Genomic DNA, 21,954 nt, shown 5'->3' with positions numbered 1-21,954 from the left:
TCCGAGGATTACCGAATGCGAGGAGTATTAGACAAGAAAAATCGGGCCACAAGTCCGAGAATTCACGATTCAGAGGTTGTGTTAAAATGAGAAATCAACAAGAAGGAGCATTGAAATGGACTCTAAAACACTGATTCAGGCGTACATGAGAGCCAAAAACATGACTCAGCTTAAAGAAGCTGCCGAAGCACTTGGTTTCTCGACGTCTTACATAACGGAACTGAATCAAGGAAGAAGAGAATTCACTGATGAAACAGCCATTTCCATCGCAAAGGAAATTGGACTAGATCCAGCAGAAGTGATGATTTCACTTCACGCGGTAAGAGCGAAGTCAGATGAAGCCAAAAAGGAATGGTACGACATTCTAAAAAAGTATTGCGGGGCCTCCGCAGCCGCTCTGGTACTGGGCTGGACGATGATGGCGGCCCCACAAAATGAGCCTAATCTAACCGCGCATAATGCATATTATGTTAAATGATGTGTGCTTGTTTCCTGTTACCGCCAATTGAACTGTGTATAATGGAAACAATTGATCCTATCCCCGACCGGATGTCTTAAGTGGCTGAATTAACATCAGAACAATTAAAACCCGCTTTCACGATTGAGCAGTTCCCCACGCTCAGCGAGCTCGAACCCATCCCTTTTGCCGCCCTGCAACCCAGAGCCATTTCCGGCATCAAGCGACTGGCCAGTTTTGATGGTGACTGCCCGGTCATGCTGCTCAACGGCTTCCCGGGTGCGGATTATGAGAGTGTCTGCCAGACCTTGATCGCCTCTTCCAATGGCAAGGATGGCGACCTTTTCGATCTCTGTTACACCGAGAACCTCAACAACCCGTTCAAGCCTATCTGGCTGCGCCTGCAACCCGGTACCGGGTTCGAATTCTGCGAGATGGTTGGCGAGCTGCTCAAGCTGATGAGCCATCACCTGGATGCCGAACGCCTGGTCACCCGGATCATCCGCAAGCAGGAAAATGACCCCAAGATTGTGGACTTTCTCTCCGATCTGGCGGCGCACGTGGCTCAGGGGCTCGAATTCCAGCACCCGGTGCTCATCAACCTGCTGATCCATCACGAAGAGCAGCAGGCCCCCGTCATCTATGGCCGGGACCTGAACTGGGACACCCTGTTTGGCTCCATCAACTATCAGACGGAGCAAGGCTCGGTCTATGCCAACCAGCATCTGCTGGAGCCGGGCCTGCTGCGGGAAGCCAACGGCGGCTATCTCATCCTGCAGCTCGACGAGCTGCTCGATCAGCCCCATCTCTGGTTCAAGCTCAAGAACGCCATGCAAAAAGGCGAGCTGGACTGGAATGCCTATCAGGAAGGCAAGACCCTGACCCCCTTCTTCACCCCCGAGGCTACGCCTATCCGGTTCAAACTGATCCTGGTGGGCGACCGGCTGGAAGTGGCCGAGTTCCAGATGCTGGACAGAGACATGTCCGAGCGCATCTTCCTGCGCGCCGATCTGGTGTCCGAGGTGAACATCGAAGAGGACTTGCCCGAGTTCCTGCAATACCTGGCCTGGCTGCGGCTGCGCTGGAACCTGCTGGACTTCACTCCGGGTGCCCTCCTCGCCCTGTGTCGCCATGCCAGTCGTCTCTGTGACCATCAGGAGTGGCTCTCCCTCTCGGAGGTGCAACTCAGCGCCATCATGCGCATGGCCGACAGCCTGGCCCGCGAGCTGGAGGCAACGACCGTCACCGACGAGCACATACTGCTCGCCCTGGAGGAGCAGGATTACCGCCTCAACTACCTGGTGGAGCAATCCGATCAGGGGGTCATCGATGGCCAGATCCTGCTACAGACCGACGGTGAAGAGGTCGGCCAGATCAACGGCCTCTCCGTCATTCAGGTAGCCGGTCATCCTTATGACTTCGGTGAACCGGTGCGGCTGACCGCCACAGTACACCTGGGGGATGGCGACGTGGCCGACATCGAGCGCAAGGCAGAGCTCGCCGGCCACATTCATGCCAAGGCGATGATGATCATCCACGGCTATCTCTCCAACAAGTTCGGCGCAGAGAACCCCTCGCCACTCTCTGCAAACCTGGTGTTCGAGCAGTCCTATCACGAGATTGACGGCGACAGCGCCTCCCTGACAGGTCTGTGCGCCCTGCTCTCTGCCCTCGCCCGCCAACCCATCTCCCAGCGCTTCGCGGTGACCGGTGCGGTCGATCAGTTCGGCAACGTGCAGGCTGTGGGTGGCGTGAACGAGAAGATCGAAGGCTTCTTCCGGGTGTGCAAAATCCACGGCATCACCGGCAAGCAAGGTATCATTCTGCCCGGTACCAACGCCCAGCAGCTCAACCTCTCCGATGAGGTGATCGCCGCCGTCGAAGCGGGCCAGTTCCATATCCACCCGGTGGATCATGTGGAAGAGGCCATCGAATTGCTGACCGGCTGTGTAGCCGGCGAGCCTGACATGCCGGACACCCTGTTTGGCCGGATCCAGGACAGACTGGATGAACTCAATGGCACTGCACCCAAGAGTGGCGTGCTGCGCAACCTGCTGGGCCGTCTATTCGGCCTCTAAATAAAGTGATCGGAGTTGTTTAGCGAACAACTGTAAGCTAAATTGGCCCGGCTTTGACCCATATGAAGGATAAACAGCGTGACCCTAGATAACGACACCACTAATACCCACCTCTCCCTGTGTGAACAAGGTAAAGAGTCGTTTACCCGTGAAGAGCTGCTTGCTTGCAGCCGTGGCGAATTATTTGGTGAGGGTAACAGCCAACTGCCCGCCCCCAACATGCTGATGATGGATCGCATCGTCAAGATCACTGACAACGGTGGCGAACACGGCAAAGGCGAAATCCTGGCCGAACTCGATATCACTCCGGATCTCTGGTTCTTCGACTGCCATTTCCCTGGCGATCCCGTCATGCCGGGCTGTCTGGGTCTGGATGCCATGTGGCAGCTGGTCGGTTTCTTCCTGGGCTGGAAAGGCGGTCCGGGCAAGGGACGCGCTCTGGGCGTGGGCGAGGTGAAATTCACCGGCCAGATCCTGCCGACCGCCAAGAAAGTGACCTACAAGATCACCTTCAAGCGCGTCATCAACCGCAAGCTGGTGATGGGCATTGCCGACGGCGTGGTCGAGGTGGATGGTCGTCCCATCTACAGCGCGACCGACCTGAAAGTGGGCCTGTTCAAAGACACCACCGCATTCTGATCTGCTCTGACCCGGTCAGAGAGTGACAACGTAAAGGGGCCGCCATGGCCCCTTTCCTTTTTGCAATGAGTGATGAAGTCTCGGTTACTTCATGAAGAGGCCTGAGCCTCGCCCCTCCATGGCGTCGCGCCAACCACCAAGCCAGTGCCCTCTGGCATCCAGGCATTGGTACGGACACGCTTCTTTCTGTTTGCCGACTACGCCAGCCTGATAACCACGAGCGCGTGCTCTTTCCAGACGGTCCCGTTTCTGTCTCTTCATCATCTACGACCCTCTTCGTGGAACAAAAAAGCGACCAAGTTTTCACCGGGTCGCTTTCATCTTTACCCCAGGTGGGAAGCAGGGTCAAACAAAAAATTCCATGCTATTCAGACGTTGTGACACAAGATACTGAACTGCATTAATTTTTGATGACACATTTTTTATCGCTGGTAACGGCGCAGCCAGGCGAAGGGCAAGGCCAGCAGAGTCAACCAGAACAGGCTGCCACCACCACCATCTTCACCATCCTGACCGGTCTGGTTGTTGACCGGGGCATTGCTCACCACATATTCAGCGGGCTTGTTGCCCTGATAGTCCGCCACGGCCGGTGTCAGCTTGACGGCGACCACGGTTGCGTTGGTACGCAGGTTCAGATCGCTCTCGCTGTTGTAGCGATAGGCGGTCGCCGCTATGGTGCCATCGCTGCTGATGCCGCTGGCGTAGGCGATGTGGTAATACTTGCCATTCTGGGCACACTGCTTGGCACCGGCATCATCCAGGCCACAGATCAGGTCGTTCAGGTACCAGTTGTTGCTCGGGGACGCCGCATTGAGCAGGAAGGCTTCCTGCATGCGGTTGGTGCCGTTGGCCACAGGCTGGGTCTGATGACGGGAGTCACGCCAGCCGACCACCATGTTGTGATCGTTGATGGCAGCGCCCTCGGAGCCGGAGCCAGAGAGCGGCTTGTCCTGCAGGGGGATGCTGGCCGCAGAGCTCGGATTGTTCAGATTGAACAGGAACATCTCGGTCGGTCGGTTCTGACCCTTGTTGATGCTGTAACGCTGGTTACCGATCACATAGCCATTCTCGTTGACAGACACAGCCCAGCTATTTTGCAGCACGCTGTCATCCTTGCCAGGCTCGCCATCGGGCAGCGGGATGATCTTGGTGGCACCCACTGTGCCGGCATCGAGGTCCAGGGTCCAGTAGCTGGCCAGGTTGCGGCCGTCGAGATCCCCCGACCCTACCTCACCGGTGGAGCTGTAGCCAACGCCGTACAGGGTGCCGTTGAATGTCGCCGCACCAAATGCAGACGCGGTCTGCAGCACTTCGTCGCGCTGACGGCCATAGTCGCTGGCCTGTATCAGCTTGTTGAAACCACCCGAGCCATTGAGCAGCCAGAAGCTGGCCTGGGTATCGACCCCGGGGCAGTAACGAAAGTCACCATACTCATCGTCATTGCCGGCGAAACACCAGTTATAGAAGTCACCACCCACGTTGTGGCGGTACTTGCCGCTGGCGGCTGTCCCTGTCACCAGGTACTGACCGTTGTCCAGCTTCTTGATGCTGGTCGGGACGCTCAGGCTGTGGGCGCCGGCGGCATCTTTCAGCTCGACCGGGTTGCCGTCATTGACGATGGCAAAGGCGGTGCGCAGCTTGCCGTCCATCTTGTAACCCGCGCGGTCGGTCGGGGCATCCCCCAGAGCCGTTACCAGGCCATCGGTCTGAGTGGTGGCAACATAGCCGATGCCGCTACGCTGATCGACACCATCGAGGAAATCGCGGCGCCACTGGTAGGCAAAGCCCGGATTCTCGTCCCAGAAGGAGTCACAGACGGAGCTTGAAAGGAAGCAACCCTGCTCGAAGCGGAAACGATCGACCAGGAAGTCGGCAGAGCGCACGGTCGAGAAGTACTCAGCCATGTTGTTCTTGGTATTGATCCCGATGAGTCCGCTGCCATCGGTACTGATCCCGCTGGCATATCCTTTGACTTCGTCATCGACAATGGTGAAGAAGGAGCTTTGTGCCGCCTGCGCGTTGAGGCTGGCGCCGACCAGGATGGCCAGCATGGATAATTGCTTTTTCATCTACTTCCTTAGTCTTGATGTTTCAACGCTTCCAACTCCTCCCAACGGGAGAAGGCGTGTTCCAATGCGGCCTCTGCCGCATGCAATGCATCCAGTTTGGACTGGGTCTGCTCCGCCGGCAGGGAGAAGAAGCCGGGATGGTTGATCTCCGCCTGCAGGGCATCGAGTTCCGTTTCCAGCTGCTCCAGCCGGGCTGGCAGATTATCCAGCTCCAGTTGCAACTTGTAAGAGAGTTTGCGTGTTTTTTTCGCCGGCTCAGCCGTCAACGCGACAGGCTCTGCCACCTTGGCCGCGGCCGCCTTGATCGCCTGTTGCTGACTCTGCTGGGCCCGGGTGGCCATCATGTCGGCATAGCCGCCCACATAATCGCTGATCCGCCCATCCCCTTCAAACAGCCAGCAGCCGGTCACCGTATTGTCGATGAAACGGCGATCGTGGCTGACCAGCAGCAGGGTGCCCGGATAATCGGTCAGCAGCTCTTCCAAAAGTTCCAGCGTTTCGACATCCAGGTCGTTGGTTGGTTCATCCAAAATCAACAAGTTACTGGGTTTGAGGAACAGCTTGGCCAACAGTAGACGGTTTTTCTCGCCCCCTGACAAGGCCTTGACCGGGGTCCGCGCCCGTTTGGGTTCAAACAGGAAGTCCTGCAGGTAGCCGAGGATATGGCGGGAGCGGCCGCGCACCATCACTTCCTGCTTGCCCTCCCCCACGTTGTCCACCACAGTCTGCTCGGGATCGAGCTGTTCGCGGTACTGATCGAAATAGGCCACTTCCAGGTTGGTGCCGCCCTTGACCAGCCCGCGGCTCGGCTCGAGCTGACCCAGCAAGAGCTTGATGAGGGTGGATTTGCCGCAGCCGTTGGGGCCGACCAGGGCAATCTTGTCGCCCCGCAGCACCTGCAGATCCAGCCCCTGGAACAGGGTGCGATCGCCAAAGTCCAGTCCTAGCCCTTCGGTCTCGAACACCAGCTTGCCGGAGCGGTTGACGTCGTCCATCTGCAGCTTGGCCTTGCCTTGCAGCTCACGGCGCTGGCTGCGCTCCATGCGCATCGCCTCGAGGGCGCGCACCCGGCCTTCGTTGCGGGTACGGCGGGCCTTGATGCCCTGACGCACCCACACCTCTTCCTGGGCCAGCTTGCGGTCGAACTCGGCGTTTTTCAGCTCCTCGACCCGCAGCCACTCCTCCTTCCCTTGCAGGTACTGATCGTAATTGCCGGGCCAGGAGGTGATGGCGCCCCGATCGAGATCGATGATCCGGGTCGCCAGCTTGTGGATGAACTCCCGATCGTGGGAGATGAAGACGATGGCGCCGCGAAAATCCTTGAGGAACTCTTCCAGCCAGTTGATGGCGTCTATGTCCAGGTGGTTGGTCGGCTCGTCCAGCAGCAGCAGATCCGGGTCACAGGCGAGCGCCCGGGCCAGGGCCACCTTGCGCAGCCAGCCACCGGACAAACTGTCGAGGGTCACGTCGGGATCCAGCCCCAGCAGGGTCAGCACCTGGCTGATCCGGGTCTCGAGCTGCCAGCCGTTCTGATAATCGAGCTGCTCCTGCAACTCGCTCATCTTGCGGATGTTGGCATCGGAGGGATCGTGGCCCAGCTCCAGGGAGATGTGGTGATACTGCTTGAGCAGCTCCCCCACCCCGGCCAGCCCTTCGGCAGCATAGTCGAACACGGTCAGCTCGCTCGAGGCGGGAGGATCCTGCTCGAGACGGGTCACCTTCAAGTCCTGCTGCAACACCAGACGGCCGTCATCCAGGGAGAGCTCACCGGCGATGACCTTCATCAGGGTGGACTTGCCCGCCCCGTTGCGCCCCACCAGACAGAGGCGCTCGCCGCGCTCTATGGTCAGCTCGGCGTTGTCGAGCAGCGGGAAATCACTGAACGACAGACAAGCGCCGTGCAATGTCAAAAGTGCCATGTTTGTTCCTTGTTACTTATGAAAAAACGGGCGGCAGACTCTGCCCCCGTTTCATCGTCAAATCAGTCTCACCCCTGACGGGCAAGCCAGCCCTTGAGCTGTGCCAGGGTGAAGGGCCAGCCCAGTTCGCGGCCGGCGTCATCCCGCAGCACAGGGATGCGCACCCGGTAGGCCGCAAGCCACTGCTCGTCCTCCATGATGTCACACTGGCGAGTACTGGCGGCAAGGCCAGCCTCCTCCACCAGCGCCCAGGCCTGTTCGCACAGGTGGCAGCCGTCGGTGTGAAACAGGGTCAGCATCAGGCCTGCGTCTCGGCGTGGGTGATGATCCAGCAGTTGTGGATATGCTGGTTGCGCTCAAAATCCTTGGGCCGGGTCTTGCCGGTGATGTTCTGGGCCTTGAGGCCAGCGGCCTCGAGACCGGCCAGATCCATCTTGAAGTGGCGCTTGTTGTTGGAGAACACCAGGGTGCCGTCCACCGCCAGCAGGCGTTTGAGGTGCTGCATCAGCAGCAGGTGATCCCGCTGCACGTCGAAGCTCTCGTCCATCCGCTTGGAGTTGGAGAAGGTGGGCGGATCGATGAAGATGAGATCGTACTGATCTTCGGCCTCGGAGAGCCACTTCAGGCAATCGGCCTGGACGAACTTGTGCTGACGGCCCACCAGCGAGTTGAGCCGCATGTTGTCCTGCGCCCAGTTGAGGTAGGTGTGGGACATGTCCACAGTCGTGGTTTCGCTCGCCCCGCCAAGGCCCGCGTGCACGGTGGCACTGCCGGTATAGGCGAACAGGTTCAGGAAGCGCTTGCCCTTGGCCATCTGACCCAGCATGCGACGGGTCTGACGGTGATCGAGGAAGAGGCCGGTATCCAGGTAGTCGTAGAGGTTGACCCACAGACGGGCGCCGTACTCCTGCACCTCCATCCGGTGCTGCTCTTCGGAGAGCTTCTGGTACTGCTGCTTGCCTTCCTGACGCTCGCGCACCTTCAGGATCACCTTCTCGCCGTCCATGCCGGTCACCTTGATGGCGGCCTGCACCATGTCGAGCAGACGCTGACGGGTCTTCTGGGCGGGAATGTCCTTGGGCGCGGCGTACTCCTGCACCACCAGGTAATCCCGATAGCGGTCGATGGCGGCGTTGTATTCCGGCAAGTCGGCGTCATAGAGGCGATAGCAGTCGATCCCCTCCTTGCTGGCCCACTTCTCGAGGGTCTTCAGATTCTTGCGCAGACGGTTTGCGAAGTCCTGGGCCACCTCTTTCTGGGAGGCCACGGAGTCGAGCGCTATCTGGTAGTTGCGCAGCTGGCACTCCAGCGCCCCGTTGAACAGGCGATATTGCTTGTCGGCCCGCAGGCGCAGGCAGCTCAGCAGCTCAGGCGAGGCAGACAGAATAGTGACCTTCCAGCCCTGGAAGCTGCGGCGCAGGGCATCGCCCAGGGCCTGGTGCACTTCCAGCAGGGCCGGGAACTCCCCCAGACGCTCGCCATAGGGCGGGTTGGAGATCAGCATGCCGACTTCGCGGGCCTCCCCTTCCACAGCCGGCATCGGCAACGGGTTCTCAAGCGCGGTCACGTCGGCCTGCTTGAAGGTGATGAGGTGGGCCACACCGGCCGCCTTGGCATTGTCGCGGGCCTTCATCAGCACGCGGGGGTCGGCATCGCAGCCAAACAGCTTCACTTCGCAGCGCTGCATGCCACGCTTGGCGCGCACCTGGGCTTCCATCATCAGGCTCTGCCACAGATCGCCATCGTGTTGCAGCCAGCGATCGAAACCGAAGCGCTCCCGGCGCAGGGCCGGCGCCATGTCGGCGGCGATGAAGGCCGCTTCGATGAGCAGGGTGCCGGAGCCGCACATGGGGTCCATCATGGGCTCGCCGGTCCAGCCGCTGCGCGCAATCATGGCGCAGGCCAGGTTCTCTTTAAGGGGCGCCTCGCCTGTGCCCTGACGGTAGAAGCGCTGATGCAGCGCCGGGCCGGACAGGTCCAGGGTAATGTTGGCCTTGCCCTTGCCCAGGTGCGCCATGATGCGAATGTCCGGCGACTTCTTGTCGACGTCCGGGCGCACATGGCCGCGCTTGGTGAAGCGATCAACGATGGCATCCTTGATCTTCAGCGCGCCGTACTGGGTGTTGCGAATGGCCGGGTTGGTACCGGTGAAGTCCACGGCTATGGTGGCGGTACCGGGGAAGTGCTCTTCCCAGGGAATGGTGTGGGCACCGAGATAGAGATCCAGATCGTCGTTCATCTGGAATTCGGAGAGCACCAGCACGATGCGGGAGGCAAAACGGCTCCACAGGCAGGCCTTGTAGCCGATGGCCAGTTCGCCTTTGAAGTGGACGCCGGCCACGGTCTCACGGACCTGCTCCGCGCCCAGGGTGGTCAGCTCGACGGCCAGCAGGTTTTCCAGCCCCTTGGGGCAGGTTGCAAAAAATTCTTTCATCACGCTCACGGGGATGCCATAAAAATAGTGCCGCATTATACCTTATCGGCCCGCACTCGGCATCCGAACCTTGGGGTTCGCGCGAATATAAAGGGGCTGGCCGGCGCAATGGCTACCATTTTTTGCTCTTGTCGCCGGCACAGAGGGCGCGGGCTCGATGAGGCAACTCAATATCCAGTGCAGAAGGGTGTGCGCCGAGCGGCGACGAATTGACTCAAGGAAGGTGCCGCAATGGCATGGGAGAAACGAGCGATAAATAACCGGCATCGGTTATTCCGAGGGCGTATGAATATCAACCAAAAATAACGTGCAGAGGCAGCATCAGCTGACTTGTCGATATTGTGCCTGGGCACGGGTCCTGGTCTGCATCCGGTTATTCATCACCTTGATCACCGCGAACCTTGGCAGGATCTTGCTGGCGGTCAGCACCAATTCCTCGGTCAGGTTCAGGCAGACGCTCGCCTGATCGCCGGCCTCGATGACCATGAACTCTCCCCTGCCATGGGATGTCTGCATCCACACCAGGGAGCCCATATCCGGCGAGCAATGAGTCTGCTGTTCATGAAAGAACCAGCTTTGTGGCATAAGGGGTTTATAAAAGCGGCTGACGGCGATGGCATTGAGTACCAGCTGAACCTGATGGGGAACACTCCAATCGAGTTCGGCGGCCTTGTCCATCAATTGATAATAGAGGGCGGCATCGTCGACACAAAAGGGCTGGGTCGTGAAGGAGCTGGGGACGAGTTGTCGCCCCTTATATTCGGTGGCGAATATCATGCGATCGGATAAATCCAGCATCAGACGATCATCCTGAGCATCATAATGCCACTGCCAATTGTCATTGGGTTGGATACACATGGAGTTGCCCTTACTTAAGCCGTCCCTCGACTTTATTCCATGTCGAGAATTTGAGCAACTTTAAATAAGGGCAAGCGGTTATCTTTTAAATATGGGTAACTATCTCTTTGACCAGACTCGGGCCCTTATAAATAAAGCCACTGTAAATCTGGACCAGACTGGCACCCGCCGCCAATTTCTCCCGGGCGGCCATGGCGCTGTCAATACCGCCCACCCCAATGATAGGCAGGGCCCCATTGAGGGCCTTGGCCAGCTGGCGGATCACCTCTGTGCTCTTGTGCTGGAGCGGACGGCCGCTGAGGCCCCCGGCTTCACCGGCATGGGGCATGTCATAAATCATGTCACGCTCCAGGGTGGTATTGGTGGCGATGACGCCATCGATCCCGTTTTTGATCAAAGAGGCGGCAACCTGATTAATTTCATCCAGGCTGAGGTCGGGGGCAATTTTAACGGCAAGGGGGACGTACTTCTTATATTGCGCGGCCAGCTCCTGCTGCCGAACCTTGAGGGCAGCCAGCAACTCATCGAGCGCCTCGCCATATTGCAGCGAACGCAGTCCCGGGGTGTTGGGAGAGGAGATATTGACGGCGATATAACCGGCATGATCATAAACCTTGTCCATGCAGATCAGATAATCGTCCTTGCCCTGCTCTATCGGGGTGTCCTTGTTCTTGCCGATATTGATGCCAATCACCCCCTGATATTTGGCCTCTTTCACCTTGGCCACCAGATGATCGACACCCTTGTTGTTGAATCCCATCCGGTTGATGATCCCTTCCGCTGGAATTACCCGGAACAACCGCGGCTTGTCATTTCCGCTCTGGGGCTTGGGGGTCACTGTGCCTACTTCAATAAAGCCGAACCCCATGGCACCAAATGCGTCGATACACTCCCCGTCTTTATCGAGGCCGGCAGCCAGTCCCACCGGATTGGCAAAATTAAGCCCCATGACAGTGACGGGGCGTTGGGGGAGTGAATGACGGAAGAAACAATCGAGCGGTGTACCGAGAAGGCGGGGCAAATACTTGATGGAGAGATCGTGTGCCTGTTCCGGATTGAGTTTGAACAGAAAATGCCTGGCGAGGGGGTACAGCATGTTTGCTCCTTAAAAAAGCCCCGGCAACTGGCCGGGGCTTTTGGGGTTATGCCGAGGTTCGGCAATTCAACTGGAGCAGGTTCAACTCTCGCAAGGCCACCGAGAACTTGGCGAACTCGTGAGTACTCGTGGTCTTGAAGTCGGCCAACATATGGGTCCAACGGGACAAGAGTTGCTCATGCTCCGAAATCCAGTCGGCCAGTATGGTAGCGCATTCCCCCTGCTCTTTGCACCCTTCCAGTACCACTGAGGTGAGGCTGCGTTGCTGCCAGTCCAGATCCTCGCGGAAGGAGGCCCTGGCCATCGCCTGCCAATGGTTGCCCACCGGCTGATGGTTGATCTGCTCGAGGAACCAGTGCAGATCCAGCTTGGCGCCGAGGCGGTAGTAGACGTTGGCGGCGCGCACTATGTCGGTCTTGTGCTCCGCGGCAATCTGCGCCAGATCCAGGCTGGAGAAGAGGCTGCTCATGTGGGCGACCTGACGGGCGATGGCATCCGGCACCTGTTTGGCCACCAGCTCCGCGACCTTCTGCTGATGCTCAGCCACTTCGCTCTCGTCCATCACCTCGTAGAGGTGCTCCCCCAGGGTCTCGAAGGCCGGACGGAAGAAGGCGATGTTCTCCCCTATGCTCCAGCTGCGGTTGCGGGCACGCAGGAACCAGCGGGTGGCACGGCGCACTATGCGGCGGCTGTAGAACATCAGCTCGAGCTGGGTCTCTGCACTCACCAGGTTGTCGCAACCCTCGATGTCGCGCCACAGGGTACCCAGACCGAACACCTCACGGGCCATGGCGAAGCAGCAAGCCACTTCGGCCACAGAGGCACCGGTTTCGTCCTTCATCCGGCTGGCGAAGTTGAGCCCCATGTCGTTGACCAGCATGTTGGCCACCCGGGTCGCGATGATTTCGCCGCGCAGCGGGTGCTGGGCCAGCTCGGCACCGAACTGCTGCTGCAACTGGGCCGGGAAGCTGGTGACCAGCATGTTGGCGAGGAAGGGCTCCTCGGTCACTTCCGGGCAGTTGAGCTGCTCTTTCAGTACCATCTTGCCGTAGGCCACCAGCACGGCGAGCTCGGGACGAGTAAGCCCCTGCCCTGCCGCCATCCGCTCGGAGAGCTCCTCGTCGGAGGGCAGGAACTCCAGCGCACGGTCCAGCTTGCCTTCACGCTCCAGCCCCTGGATGAAACGCTGCTGCTCTTTCAGCTGTTCGGCGCCGCGGAAGGCGGTGACCGAGATGGACTGGGACTGGCGATAGGCGTTGGTGATGACGATCTGCGCCACATCATCGGTCATCTCGTACAGCATCTGGTTGCGCTGCTTGAGGGTCATGTCACCTGCGGCCACCAGCTGGTTCAGCAGTATCTTGATGTTGACCTCGTTGTCGGAGCAATCCACCCCGCCCACGTTGTCGGTAAAGTCGGTGTTGATATGACCGCCCTGGCTGGCGTACTCCACCCGGCCAAGCTGGGTAAAGCCAAGGTTGCCCCCCTCGCCCACGATGCGGGCACGCAGGTCACGGCCATTGACCCGCAGCACGTCGTTGCTGCGATCCCCCACGTCGGCGTCGCTCTCGCGGGCGCTCTTCACGTAGGTGCCTATGCCGCCGTTCCAGAGCAGATCCACGTTGAGGCAGAGCAGCGCCTTGATCAGCTCGTTCGGGGCCATGCTGGCCTTGTCGGTGCCGAGCAGGGTCTGAATTTGCGGGCTCAGCTTGATGGACTTGGCGGAGCGCAGGAAGATGCCGCCCCCTACGGAGATGAGCTCCCGGTTGTAGTCATCCCAGCTCGAGCCAGGCAGCTCGAACAGCCGCTGCCGCTCGACGAAGCTCTTGGCCGCATCGGGAGTCGGGTCGATGAAGATGTGCATGTGGTTGAAGGCGCCCACCAGCTGGGTGTGCTCGGAGAGCAGCATGCCGTTGCCGAACACGTCGCCGGCCATGTCACCTATCCCCACGCAGGTGAAGTCGGTGGTCTGGCAGTTGACGCCGATCTCGCGGAAGTGACGCTTGACCGATTCCCAGGCGCCACGCGCCGTGATGCCCATCTTCTTGTGGTCATAACCGACCGAGCCGCCGGAGGCGAAGGCATCCCCGAGCCAGTGACCATACTCCTGACTTATCTCGTTGGCGATGTCGGAGAAGGTGGCGGTGCCCTTGTCGGCGGCCACGACCAGGTAGTAATCATCCTCGTCGTGGCGTACCACGGATTTCGGCGGGATCACCTCGCCCTTGATGATGTTGTCGGTGACATCGAGCAGGCCGCGAATGAAGAGGCGATAGCAGGCCTTGCCCTCTTCCTGAATGACGGCGCGGGGCGCCCCCACCGGCATCTGCTTGCAATAGAAGCCGCCCTTGGCGCCGACCGGCACTATGACGGTGTTCTTCACCTGCTGCGCCTTGACCAGACCCAACACCTCGGTACGGAAGTCCTCCTTGCGATCGGACCAGCGCAGGCCGCCACGGGCCACCTTGCCCCAGCGCAGATGCACCCCTTCCACCCGCGGCGAGTAGACGAAGATCTCGAATTTCGGCAGCGGCAGCGGCATGTCGGTGATGCTGGCCGGGGCCAGCTTGAAGGAGATGTAGGGCTTGGCTTGACCCTCCTGATCCGGCTGGTAGTAGTTGGTGCGCAGGGTGGCGTCGATCATCTCCATGTAGCGGCGGATGATGCGATCGTCGTCCAGGTTCGCGACCTGATCCAGCTTGGCGGCGAGCTGCTCGTGCAGCTTGACCTGTACCTTGGCATCCTGCTTGATGACGGGATTGAGGCGCTGTTCGAACAGGGTGAACAGCAGCTCTGCGATGTCGGGGTAACGGGTCAGGGTCTCCTCGATATAGGACTGGCTGAAGGAGACGCCGGTCTGGCGCATGTATTTCGCATAGGCGCGCAGCACAGAGACCTGACGACCGGTGAGGCCGGCCCCCAGCACCAGACGGTTGAAGCCGTCATCTTCCAGGGTCTTGTTCCAGATGGCGGCGAAAGCCTGCTGGAAGCGCTGCTGGCTCTGGGCCAGATCGAATGGCTGGGTGCCGCGCAGCAGCATGGAGAAGTCGAGGATCCAGAAGATCTCGCCGCTCGGGGTGCGTACCTGGTACGGGGTCTCGCCGATGACGCGCAGTCCCATGTTTTCCAGCATGGGCAGCACGTCAGAGAGATGGATGGGCTCGGTGCGGTGGAACAGCTTTAGGCGCACCCGGCGATCGTTCTCTTCTTCCTGGGCGCGGTAGAACAGCATGCCCAGCGGCTCGGCTTCACTCAGGCCATCGAGGGCCATGATGTCGGCGACCGCAGAGCCCGGCAGCACGTCCTCTTTATAGGCGCGGGGGAAGGCGGTGCTGAAACGGCGGCGCAGCTCGTTGCCACGGGCCTCCCCATAATGGGAGAGCAACACGGAATCCAGGCGGTCGTCCCAGCTGCGGGCCGCTTCAATCAGGTTGTTCTGTACTTCGTTCACATCCACATCCACGTTGTTGTTGTTGACCCGCACTATGTAGTGGGTCCGTGCCAGCACGCCCTCGGTGAAGTAGACGTTGAACTCCACCTCTTCGTTGCTGCCAAAATACTTCTGCAAAATCTGTTGGGTCTTGACTCGCAGCGCCGTGTTGTAGCGCTCCTTGGTGACATAGACCATGCAGGAGAAGAAGCGGCCGTAGACATCCCGGCGCACGAACAGGCGCAGCATGTCGCGCTCCTGCATCTCCAGCACGCCAAGACCTGTGGCCAGCAGCTCCTCTTCCCGGGCCTGGATCAGCTCATCGCGGGGATAGGTTTCCAGCACGTTCAGCAACGCCTTGTAGGCGTGGGAACCCTTCTCGTGACCGGAGGCGGCCATGATGCGCTCGAGGCGATGGCTGATGAGGGGGATCTGGGTGGCGCTGGTGTTGTAGATGGAGGAGGCGTAGAGACCGATGAAGCGATCTTCCCCCACCACCTTGCCGTGTTCGTCAAAGCGCTTGATGCCGATGTAGTCCACATAGGCCGGGCGGTGTACCCGGGACTTGGAGTTGGACTTGGTGAGGATCAGCAAGTCAGAGCTCAGGGCCGCGTGACGGGCGCTGGCGGGCATGTTGCCAAGGCGCTGCCCCTCGTCCTTGATGGAGTTCTTCATCAGCCCCAGGCTCGACTCTGACAGCGGCAGGATCTCGTGATCCCCCTCCACCGCTTTGACGTCATAACGGCGATAGCCCATCAGGGTGAAGTTGTGGGCGGCGACCCACTTGAGGAAGGCTACACAAGAGTCGACCTCTGCCTGGCTGACCGGGTTCTTGCGCTTGGGCAGCTCCTCGATGATCTCGTTGAGGCGACCCAGCATGGGCTGCCAGTCCCCCACCGCCAGGGCCACTTCCCTCGCCACCGAGTTGAGCTCGGCGGTCAGGGCATCCATCTGTTCCTCATCCGTCAGATGATCGATCTCGATGAGGAAGGCGGTCTCGACCGAGGTCTGGGAGGCCGTGTTGTCCAGATCCAGGATGGCGCCTATCTTGCCATCGCTGCCGCGAATCAGGTGCAGCGGCTGGTGCAGCATCATGTGGGCCGTGATACCCCGGCGCTTGAGGGCCATGCGGATGGAGTCCACCAGGAAGGGAGAGTCCTGCAGGATGATCTCGACGATGGTATGGGGAGACTGCCATCCGTGGCGGGTCAGCTCGGGGTTGTAGACCCGGATATAGGGCTCTGTGCTAGTGCGCTGGTTGAGCGCATTCCACAGGCTGAGCGCCGCCCCGTAGAGATCGCTGTCATTGCGATCGTGCAGGTCGGTGCTCGCCATGTTGCCGTAGAACTTGGCGACGAAGCATTCGACCAGGGAGGCGCTGTTCTTGGGCAGTTTCTGATGGATCAGGCTGAGAACGTTTTCGAGCAGAACTGAGGTAGGGGCGTCTTTCAATGCCATTGCTAGTTTCCTTATCGGACGACATCACAGACACGGCGACATCCACCCAGGATGCGCGCCGGTACAGAGTTGCTGCGAAGTGTAATGACTTGGATCGAGGAAGGCGAGCAAAGGTGATAACGGGATGTTAAAAACAAGGGGCAGATCACGGCTTGGGTTGTGATAAATTTTGCCAAGTCGCTAAAATTTAGAAAATCGCACTGGTTGTCAGCCGATTTACCGGATAGATAGTGACTTAAAGCAGATATTTACCCGGAATAATGTTCATGTTTTGTTAATTTATGCGTTTTGGGCTATCGGGGCGCTCATCGTCCTGCATTTGGCGCCGCAAGCAGGCGAATTCCCCTCTAGTAGGACGCTCACACGAGCGGTTCGACTACGGCAAGCGACCCTTTCGAGGCAAAGGCCACCGGGATGAACGGCGCGCTCTTGGATGGTGAGCGGCCCTCAGGAGATCCTCTCCAGGCGAACAAAGCGGTGATCCTCCTGGGTGACCAGCCGAAAGTGACCGTGCACCCCGTTGACGCTGACAAAGGAGCGGATCTTTTCCAGGCCCAGCTCTATGGTCAACCCCTGTTCGGTGCGCACCACCAGGCGTCTGGCCTGGCCCTGGTACATCAGCATGATCTCGTCGCGGCCAAGGGCCAGTCGAAAGGTGTACTGCCTCATTCCCCCTCCTCTTGATGAAAAAACGGGCAGGAGAGCCTGGCTCCCCTGCCCGTGACCAGCACGCTTACTGCGCCAGCGCCTTGCTTACCTTCTCGAACAGATCCCGTGCCAGCCCCTCGAGGTTGGCCAGACGAGTCAGCTCGGCCCGGATCAGCGTCTTGCGCCCCTCATCCAGTCGCTTGAACTGGATGAGGGGCGTGATGAGGCGGGACGCCACCTGGGGATTGACCTCGTTGAGCGCGATCAAGAGATCGGTCAGGAAACGATAGCCGCTGCCATCCACCGCGTGGAACTGCACCTGGTTGTTCATGGCAAAGCTGCCGATCAGGGCCCGCAGCCGGTTCGGGTTGCGGATGCTGAAGGTAGGATGGGCCATCGCCTGCTTCACCTCATCCAGCACATCGGCGGCAGGCTTGCAGCCCACCAGGCGCAGCCAGTTGTCCAGCACCAGGCCGTCATGGGCCCACTTGCCCTCGAAATCGGCCAGCAGCGCGCTGCGGCATGGCTGCAGATGGTTGTTTGCCACCTGCAACGCCGCCAGGGTGTCGGTCATGTTGTCGGCCGCGGCGTATTGCTCGCGCACCAGCACATCGGCCTGCTCCGCATCCAGTGCCGCCAGATAACCGAGCACCACGGCCTTGAGGGCGCGCTTGGCGGTGTCAGCATGGATAACCCTATAGCCCGTCAGGCGCAGCCCCTCATAGGTGCTGGCCAGCCGGGCACCAAAGGCGTGGGCCAGCGAGGTGTGGATCTCGTTGCGCACCCGATGGATGGCGTCGATATCGGCCACTTCGAACAGCTCGGCCAGGGTCGCCTCACCGGGCAGTGCCAGGATCTCCGCCTTGAGGGCCGAGTCCAGCTCGGCTTCGTCCAGAATGGCGACGAAGGCCGCCAGCAGGGTTGGGGAGAGCTCAACCCCCTGCCCTTGCTGCACCCGCGCCACCCCATCGATGACCGCCTTGTTGATCAGCATCTGGGCCGCATCCCAGCGGGCAAACTCGTTGCGGGCAAAGCGCATCAGGAAGGCCAGCGCCTCGTCGCTGTAGTCATAGTGCAGCTTGACCGGGGCGGAGAAGTCCCGCAGCAGGGAGGGAACCGGCTTGACCGGCACCCGATCGAAGACGAAGGTCTGCTCTGCTTCCAGCACGTCGAGCACGTTGCCGATGGCCTTGCCCTGGTATTGCAGCGCAATGGCGGCACCCTGCTCGTCATAGAGTTCGATGTCGAGGGGGATATGCAGCGGCAGTTTTTGCGGCTGATCCTGGGTCGGCGGGGTGTGCTGGCGCACGTGGAGGCGATAGACGCCGCTGGCGGCATCATAGTCGTCGGTCACGGTCAGCTCGGGGGTGCCGGACTGGCTGTACCAGCGGCGGAAACGGCCGAGATCCACACCGGAGGCATCCTCCATCGCCTGCACGAAGTCATCGCAGGTGGCGGCCGAGCCGTCGTGACGCTCGAAATAGAGGCGCATGCCGGCCTGGAAATTATCCTCACCCAGCAGGGTGTGCAGCATGCGGATCACTTCCGACCCCTTCTCGTAGACGGTCAGGGTGTAGAAGTTGTTCATCTCGATCACCACATCCGGGCGGATGGGGTGGGCCATGGGGCCGGCATCTTCGGCAAACTGCGGGCCGCGCACTGTGCGCACGTTGTTGATGCGGTTGACCCCGCGCGAGCCCAGATCCGAGGAGAACTCCTGATCCCGGAACACCGTCAGCCCCTCTTTGAGGCTGAGCTGGAACCAGTCGCGGCAGGTGACCCGGTTGCCGGTCCAGTTGTGGAAGTATTCGTGGGCGATGACCCGCTCTATGCCGTGGTAATCGCCGTCGGTGGCGGTGGCCGGGTTGGCCAGCACGAACCTGGAGTTGAAGATGTTGAGCCCCTTGTTCTCCATGGCGCCCATATTGAAGAAGTCCACCGCGACGATCATGTAGATGTCGAGGTCATACTCGAGGCCGAAACGCTGCTCGTCCCAGCGCATGGCGTTGATGAGGCTCTCCATGGCGAAACCTGCGCGGTCCAGGTTGCCCTTGTCGACGAAGATCTCGAGGGCCACCTTGCGGCCGCTTTTGGTGTCGTAGTGGCTGCGCTCCACATCGAAGTCACCGGCCACCAGCGCAAACAGGTAGCTCGGCTTGGGGAAGGGATCCTGCCACTGCACGAAGTGGCGACCGCCGTCCAGCTCGCCGCTGTCGACCTTGTTGCCGTTGGAGAGCAGATAGGGGTATTTGGCCTTGTCGGCGGTGATCCGGGTGCTGTAACGGGCCAGAATGTCGGGCCTGTCCAGGTAATAGGTGATGCGGCGAAAGCCCTCCGCTTCACACTGGGTGCAGTAGGCATCACCGGACTTGTAGAGCCCCTCCAGCGCCGTGTTGGCGGCGGGATCCAGATCCGTGACTATGGTCAGCACGCACTCGGCGGGCAGGTTGAACAGGGTCAGGCTGCTCTCCCCCTGCTCGAACCGGGTGTAGGGGACACCGTCCACGCTGACGCTGTGCAAGACCAATCCTTCCCCATCCAGCACCAGGGGCTCGTTGTGCTCGCCGCTGCGGCGCAGCCGGGAGATGCTGGTCACCCGGGTCAGGGGCTCCTGCAGCTGAAAATCGAGATCGATGCTGTCGATCCAGTAGAGGGGCGCCTGGTAATCCTGGCGATACTTGGCCGTCATGGCCTGGGAGTGATCGGTCATTATTGTGTGCTTCCACGCGTTGTTATCAACGTGTCAGAGGCTGTCACAACGGTCCCGCAGGGTCAAATAGTTTGCATTCAGCCAAAAGAGAGGGCGACCTGAGTCGCCCTTGTATTCATGTGGATGTCACCCAGGACACTCAGCCCTTGCTGAGCTTCGCCAGATCCGCCGTGATGTTCGCGGCTTCGATCTGATACTCGTCAGGGGCCTCGAAATCGGCAGGCAGTTCATCCAGGCTCTTCACCGTCGGCTTGCCAAGGCGGGTCAGTCGCTCGTTGGCTCGCGCCAGCGCCTTCTCGTCCTGCTTGGCCTGATCCGCCAGTCGCTCGGCTTCGTTCAGGGAGACCGACTTCTTGTCCTTGTCCGCCTGATACTCCTTGATGTCCTGCATCACGTAGGCAAATTCAGGATCCTTGGCGATCCGCGCCTCGTGAGCCGACTTCAACTTGGACAGCAGACCGGAGAAATCCCCCAGCTTGTCGTAACTGGCCGAGGCTATCTTGTCCCAGGGCAGAGCGTTGAACTCCCGGCTCTCCCCGGTCTCATCCGGCGAGACGGCGGTCGGGAAGTTGATGTCCGGCGCCACCCCCTTGTTCTGGGTGCTGCCGCCATCGATCCGGTAGAACTTGGCGATGGTGTACTGCACGTGACCCAGCGGCTGCTCGTAGAAGTCGTAGACCTTGGCAAGGCTGCGATGCTGCTGCACAGTGCCCTTGCCGAACGAGTTTTCGCCGAGGATCAGGGCGCGGCCGTAATCCTGCATGGCGGCGGCGAAGATCTCGGAGGCCGAGGCGCTGTAGCGGTCGATCATCACCGACATGGGGCCGCCGTAGTAGACGTTGCCGTCATCGTCACCATTGACGGTGATACGACCCATATGATCCCGGATCTGCACCACGGGACCGCTGGCGAAGAAGAGACCGCTCAGGGCCGAGGCTTCCGTCAGGGCGCCGCCACCGTTGCCGCGCAGGTCGACGATGAGACCATCTATCTTCTGCTTGTTGAGGCTGGAGAGCTCCTTGATGACGTCGTCATGGAGATTGACATAGAAGCTCGGGATCTCGAGTACCCCTATCTTCTTGCCTTCGGCGTTGATCACCTTGGACTTGGCGGCCCTGTCTTCCAGGCGCACCTTGTCGCGGGTCAGCTCCACCAGCTCGGTCTTGGCGGTCGCGCCCTTGCCGCGCTGGATCTCCAGCTTCACCTTGCTGCCCTTGGGCCCCTTGATGAGTTCGACCACGTCGTCGAGACGCCAGCCGATCACATCGACAATCTTGCCGTCGTCCTGCCCCACCCCGGTGATCTTGTCATCGGGTTTGAGGTGGTTGGACTTGGCCGCCGGGCCGCCGGGCACCAGGGAGCGGATGACGGTGAAGTCATCTTCCGCCTGCAGCACGGCACCTATGCCCTCCAGCGAGAGGTTCATCTCGGTGTTGAAGCGATCGGCGCTGCGCGGCGAGAGGTAGCTGGTGTGGGGCTCGATGGCACGGGCGAAGGAGTTCATGAAGAGCTGGAACACATCTTCGCTCTCGGTCTGGGACATCCGCTTGATGGCGTTGTTGTAACGCTTGCCAAGCAGCTCCTTGATCTCGGGCCACTCCTTGCCACTGAGCTTGAGGCTCAGGGCATCGAACTTGACCCGTTGACGCCACAGCTCGTTGAGCTCGGCCTCGTCTTTGGGCCAGGGAGCCCCTTCCCGATCGAAGATGTAATTGTCAGGCTGGGTGAAATCCAGGGGAGTGTCGAGCAGTTTGAGGGCGTATTCGAACCGCTCGTAACGCCGCTGCTGACTCAGGTTGAACATCTCGTAGGCCGGAGCCAGACGCCCTCTCTCGAGGTCGGTGTCAAAACCGGTACGGTACTTTTCAAAACGGCTGATGTCAGAGGCCAGAAACAGGTTGCGGCTGTAGTCCAGATTCTCCAGATACTTGTCAAATATCACGGAGGAAAAGGCATCGTCCAACTTGAACTGTTTGTAGTGAGAGCGGGTAAACAGATTGGCAATTCGCTTGCTGGCCGTAGCATGTTGGCTCTCTTGAGCCAACACAGGCAAATCACTTTCCTTGAGCACCGGCTCGATGGCCTGCGCGAGCCCGGCAAGCGCCAGGCTACAGGCAACGAGGGAAAAACGAATCACGCCATGCTTCAACATTCGTCT

Annotated in this window: 14 protein-coding genes; 3 read left to right on the top strand and 11 right to left on the bottom strand. The window is 60.0% G+C overall.

Annotated elements, in window-relative coordinates:
- The first annotated feature begins 115 nt into the window (after window positions 1-115).
- The 3 genes from Aeroheme_RS10220 (at window position 116) to fabA (ending at window position 3,174) form a co-directional block, all read left to right on the top strand.
- A complete protein-coding gene (locus tag Aeroheme_RS10220; protein WP_411167203.1) occupies window positions 116-478 on the top strand; it encodes a DUF3693 domain-containing protein in 363 nt (120 codons plus the stop codon).
- Window positions 479-558: 80 nt separating this feature from the next.
- Window positions 559-2,535, top strand: a complete 1,977-nt coding sequence (locus tag Aeroheme_RS10215; protein ID WP_368169609.1) for a Lon protease family protein — start codon at window positions 559-561, stop codon at window positions 2,533-2,535.
- Between the two features lie 78 nt (window positions 2,536-2,613).
- Window positions 2,614-3,174: a 3-hydroxyacyl-[acyl-carrier-protein] dehydratase FabA gene (gene fabA / locus Aeroheme_RS10210; RefSeq protein ID WP_106886764.1), complete on the top strand. Its 561-nt coding sequence runs from the start codon at window positions 2,614-2,616 to the stop codon at window positions 3,172-3,174.
- A gap of 84 nt (window positions 3,175-3,258) precedes the next feature.
- Here fabA and rmf read toward each other — a convergent pair whose 3' ends face one another.
- From rmf to prc, 11 genes are all read right to left on the bottom strand, one after another.
- Window positions 3,259-3,438: a ribosome modulation factor gene (gene rmf / locus Aeroheme_RS10205; RefSeq protein WP_005315693.1), complete on the bottom strand. Its 180-nt coding sequence runs from the start codon at window positions 3,436-3,438 to the stop codon at window positions 3,259-3,261.
- A gap of 158 nt (window positions 3,439-3,596) precedes the next feature.
- Window positions 3,597-5,243, bottom strand: a complete 1,647-nt coding sequence (locus Aeroheme_RS10200; protein ID WP_368169608.1) for a DUF3466 family protein — start codon at window positions 5,241-5,243, stop codon at window positions 3,597-3,599.
- 8 nt (window positions 5,244-5,251) lie between these two features.
- Window positions 5,252-7,162, bottom strand: a complete 1,911-nt coding sequence (locus Aeroheme_RS10195) for an ABC transporter ATP-binding protein (protein ID WP_408753226.1) — start codon at window positions 7,160-7,162, stop codon at window positions 5,252-5,254.
- A gap of 68 nt (window positions 7,163-7,230) precedes the next feature.
- Window positions 7,231-7,461, bottom strand: coding sequence for a glutaredoxin family protein (locus Aeroheme_RS10190; RefSeq protein ID WP_106886761.1), 231 nt, complete (start codon window positions 7,459-7,461; stop codon window positions 7,231-7,233).
- Complete coding sequence (rlmKL, locus tag Aeroheme_RS10185; protein ID WP_411167202.1) at window positions 7,461-9,632, bottom strand: bifunctional 23S rRNA (guanine(2069)-N(7))-methyltransferase RlmK/23S rRNA (guanine(2445)-N(2))-methyltransferase RlmL; 2,172 nt, start codon at window positions 9,630-9,632, stop codon at window positions 7,461-7,463. The genes Aeroheme_RS10190 and rlmKL overlap by 1 nt, the downstream gene beginning before the upstream one ends.
- A gap of 285 nt (window positions 9,633-9,917) precedes the next feature.
- On the bottom strand, window positions 9,918-10,454 hold the full coding sequence (locus Aeroheme_RS10180; protein ID WP_163148858.1) for a cell division protein ZapC: 537 nt from the start codon (window positions 10,452-10,454) through the stop codon (window positions 9,918-9,920).
- Window positions 10,455-10,539: 85 nt separating this feature from the next.
- The gene (pyrD, locus tag Aeroheme_RS10175) at window positions 10,540-11,550 is read right to left on the bottom strand and encodes a quinone-dependent dihydroorotate dehydrogenase (protein WP_111910624.1); all 1,011 of its coding nucleotides are present in this window, start codon (window positions 11,548-11,550) and stop codon (window positions 10,540-10,542) included.
- Between the two features lie 46 nt (window positions 11,551-11,596).
- Window positions 11,597-16,438 carry an NAD-glutamate dehydrogenase gene (locus tag Aeroheme_RS10170; protein WP_411167201.1) on the bottom strand — a complete coding sequence of 1,614 codons (4,842 nt, stop codon included), beginning with the start codon at window positions 16,436-16,438 and terminating at the stop codon, window positions 11,597-11,599.
- A 447-nt stretch (window positions 16,439-16,885) separates the two neighbouring features.
- Window positions 16,886-17,107 carry a DUF2835 family protein gene (locus tag Aeroheme_RS10165; protein WP_106886756.1) on the bottom strand — a complete coding sequence of 74 codons (222 nt, stop codon included), beginning with the start codon at window positions 17,105-17,107 and terminating at the stop codon, window positions 16,886-16,888.
- A 64-nt stretch (window positions 17,108-17,171) separates the two neighbouring features.
- Window positions 17,172-19,796, bottom strand: a complete 2,625-nt coding sequence (gene pepN, locus Aeroheme_RS10160) for an aminopeptidase N (protein ID WP_411167200.1) — start codon at window positions 19,794-19,796, stop codon at window positions 17,172-17,174.
- A 139-nt stretch (window positions 19,797-19,935) separates the two neighbouring features.
- Window positions 19,936-21,948, bottom strand: a complete 2,013-nt coding sequence (gene prc, locus Aeroheme_RS10155) for a carboxy terminal-processing peptidase (protein WP_106886754.1) — start codon at window positions 21,946-21,948, stop codon at window positions 19,936-19,938.
- Between the last annotated feature and the right edge of the window lie 6 nt (window positions 21,949-21,954).

The sequence above is a fragment of the Aeromonas sp. DSM 116730 genome (assembly GCF_046581335.1).
GTDB lineage: Bacteria > Pseudomonadota > Gammaproteobacteria > Enterobacterales > Aeromonadaceae > Aeromonas > Aeromonas rivipollensis.
Note: the sequence above shows the minus strand (reverse complement) of the source record. Positions and strands in the feature narration are given on the sequence as shown.

What these genes read in the sequence shown, in the direction of transcription:
- rmf (WP_005315693.1), bottom strand. Translation starts at nt 3,438, where the DNA reads ATGATGAAGAGACAGAAACGGGACCGTCTGGAAAGAGCACGCGCTCGT.
- Aeroheme_RS10190 (WP_106886761.1), bottom strand. Translation starts at nt 7,461, where the DNA reads ATGCTGACCCTGTTTCACACCGACGGCTGCCACCTGTGCGAACAGGCC.
- Aeroheme_RS10180 (WP_163148858.1), bottom strand. Translation starts at nt 10,454, where the DNA reads ATGTGTATCCAACCCAATGACAATTGGCAGTGGCATTATGATGCTCAG.
- Aeroheme_RS10200 (WP_368169608.1), bottom strand. Translation starts at nt 5,243, where the DNA reads ATGAAAAAGCAATTATCCATGCTGGCCATCCTGGTCGGCGCCAGCCTC.
- Aeroheme_RS10165 (WP_106886756.1), bottom strand. Translation starts at nt 17,107, where the DNA reads ATGAGGCAGTACACCTTTCGACTGGCCCTTGGCCGCGACGAGATCATG.
- prc (WP_106886754.1), bottom strand. Translation starts at nt 21,948, where the DNA reads ATGTTGAAGCATGGCGTGATTCGTTTTTCCCTCGTTGCCTGTAGCCTG.
- pyrD (WP_111910624.1), bottom strand. Translation starts at nt 11,550, where the DNA reads ATGCTGTACCCCCTCGCCAGGCATTTTCTGTTCAAACTCAATCCGGAA.
- pepN (WP_411167200.1), bottom strand. Translation starts at nt 19,796, where the DNA reads ATGACCGATCACTCCCAGGCCATGACGGCCAAGTATCGCCAGGATTAC.
- Aeroheme_RS10195 (WP_408753226.1), bottom strand. Translation starts at nt 7,162, where the DNA reads ATGGCACTTTTGACATTGCACGGCGCTTGTCTGTCGTTCAGTGATTTC.
- rlmKL (WP_411167202.1), bottom strand. Translation starts at nt 9,632, where the DNA reads ATGCGGCACTATTTTTATGGCATCCCCGTGAGCGTGATGAAAGAATTT.
- Aeroheme_RS10170 (WP_411167201.1), bottom strand. Translation starts at nt 16,438, where the DNA reads ATGGCATTGAAAGACGCCCCTACCTCAGTTCTGCTCGAAAACGTTCTC.
- Aeroheme_RS10220 (WP_411167203.1), top strand. Translation starts at nt 116, where the DNA reads ATGGACTCTAAAACACTGATTCAGGCGTACATGAGAGCCAAAAACATG.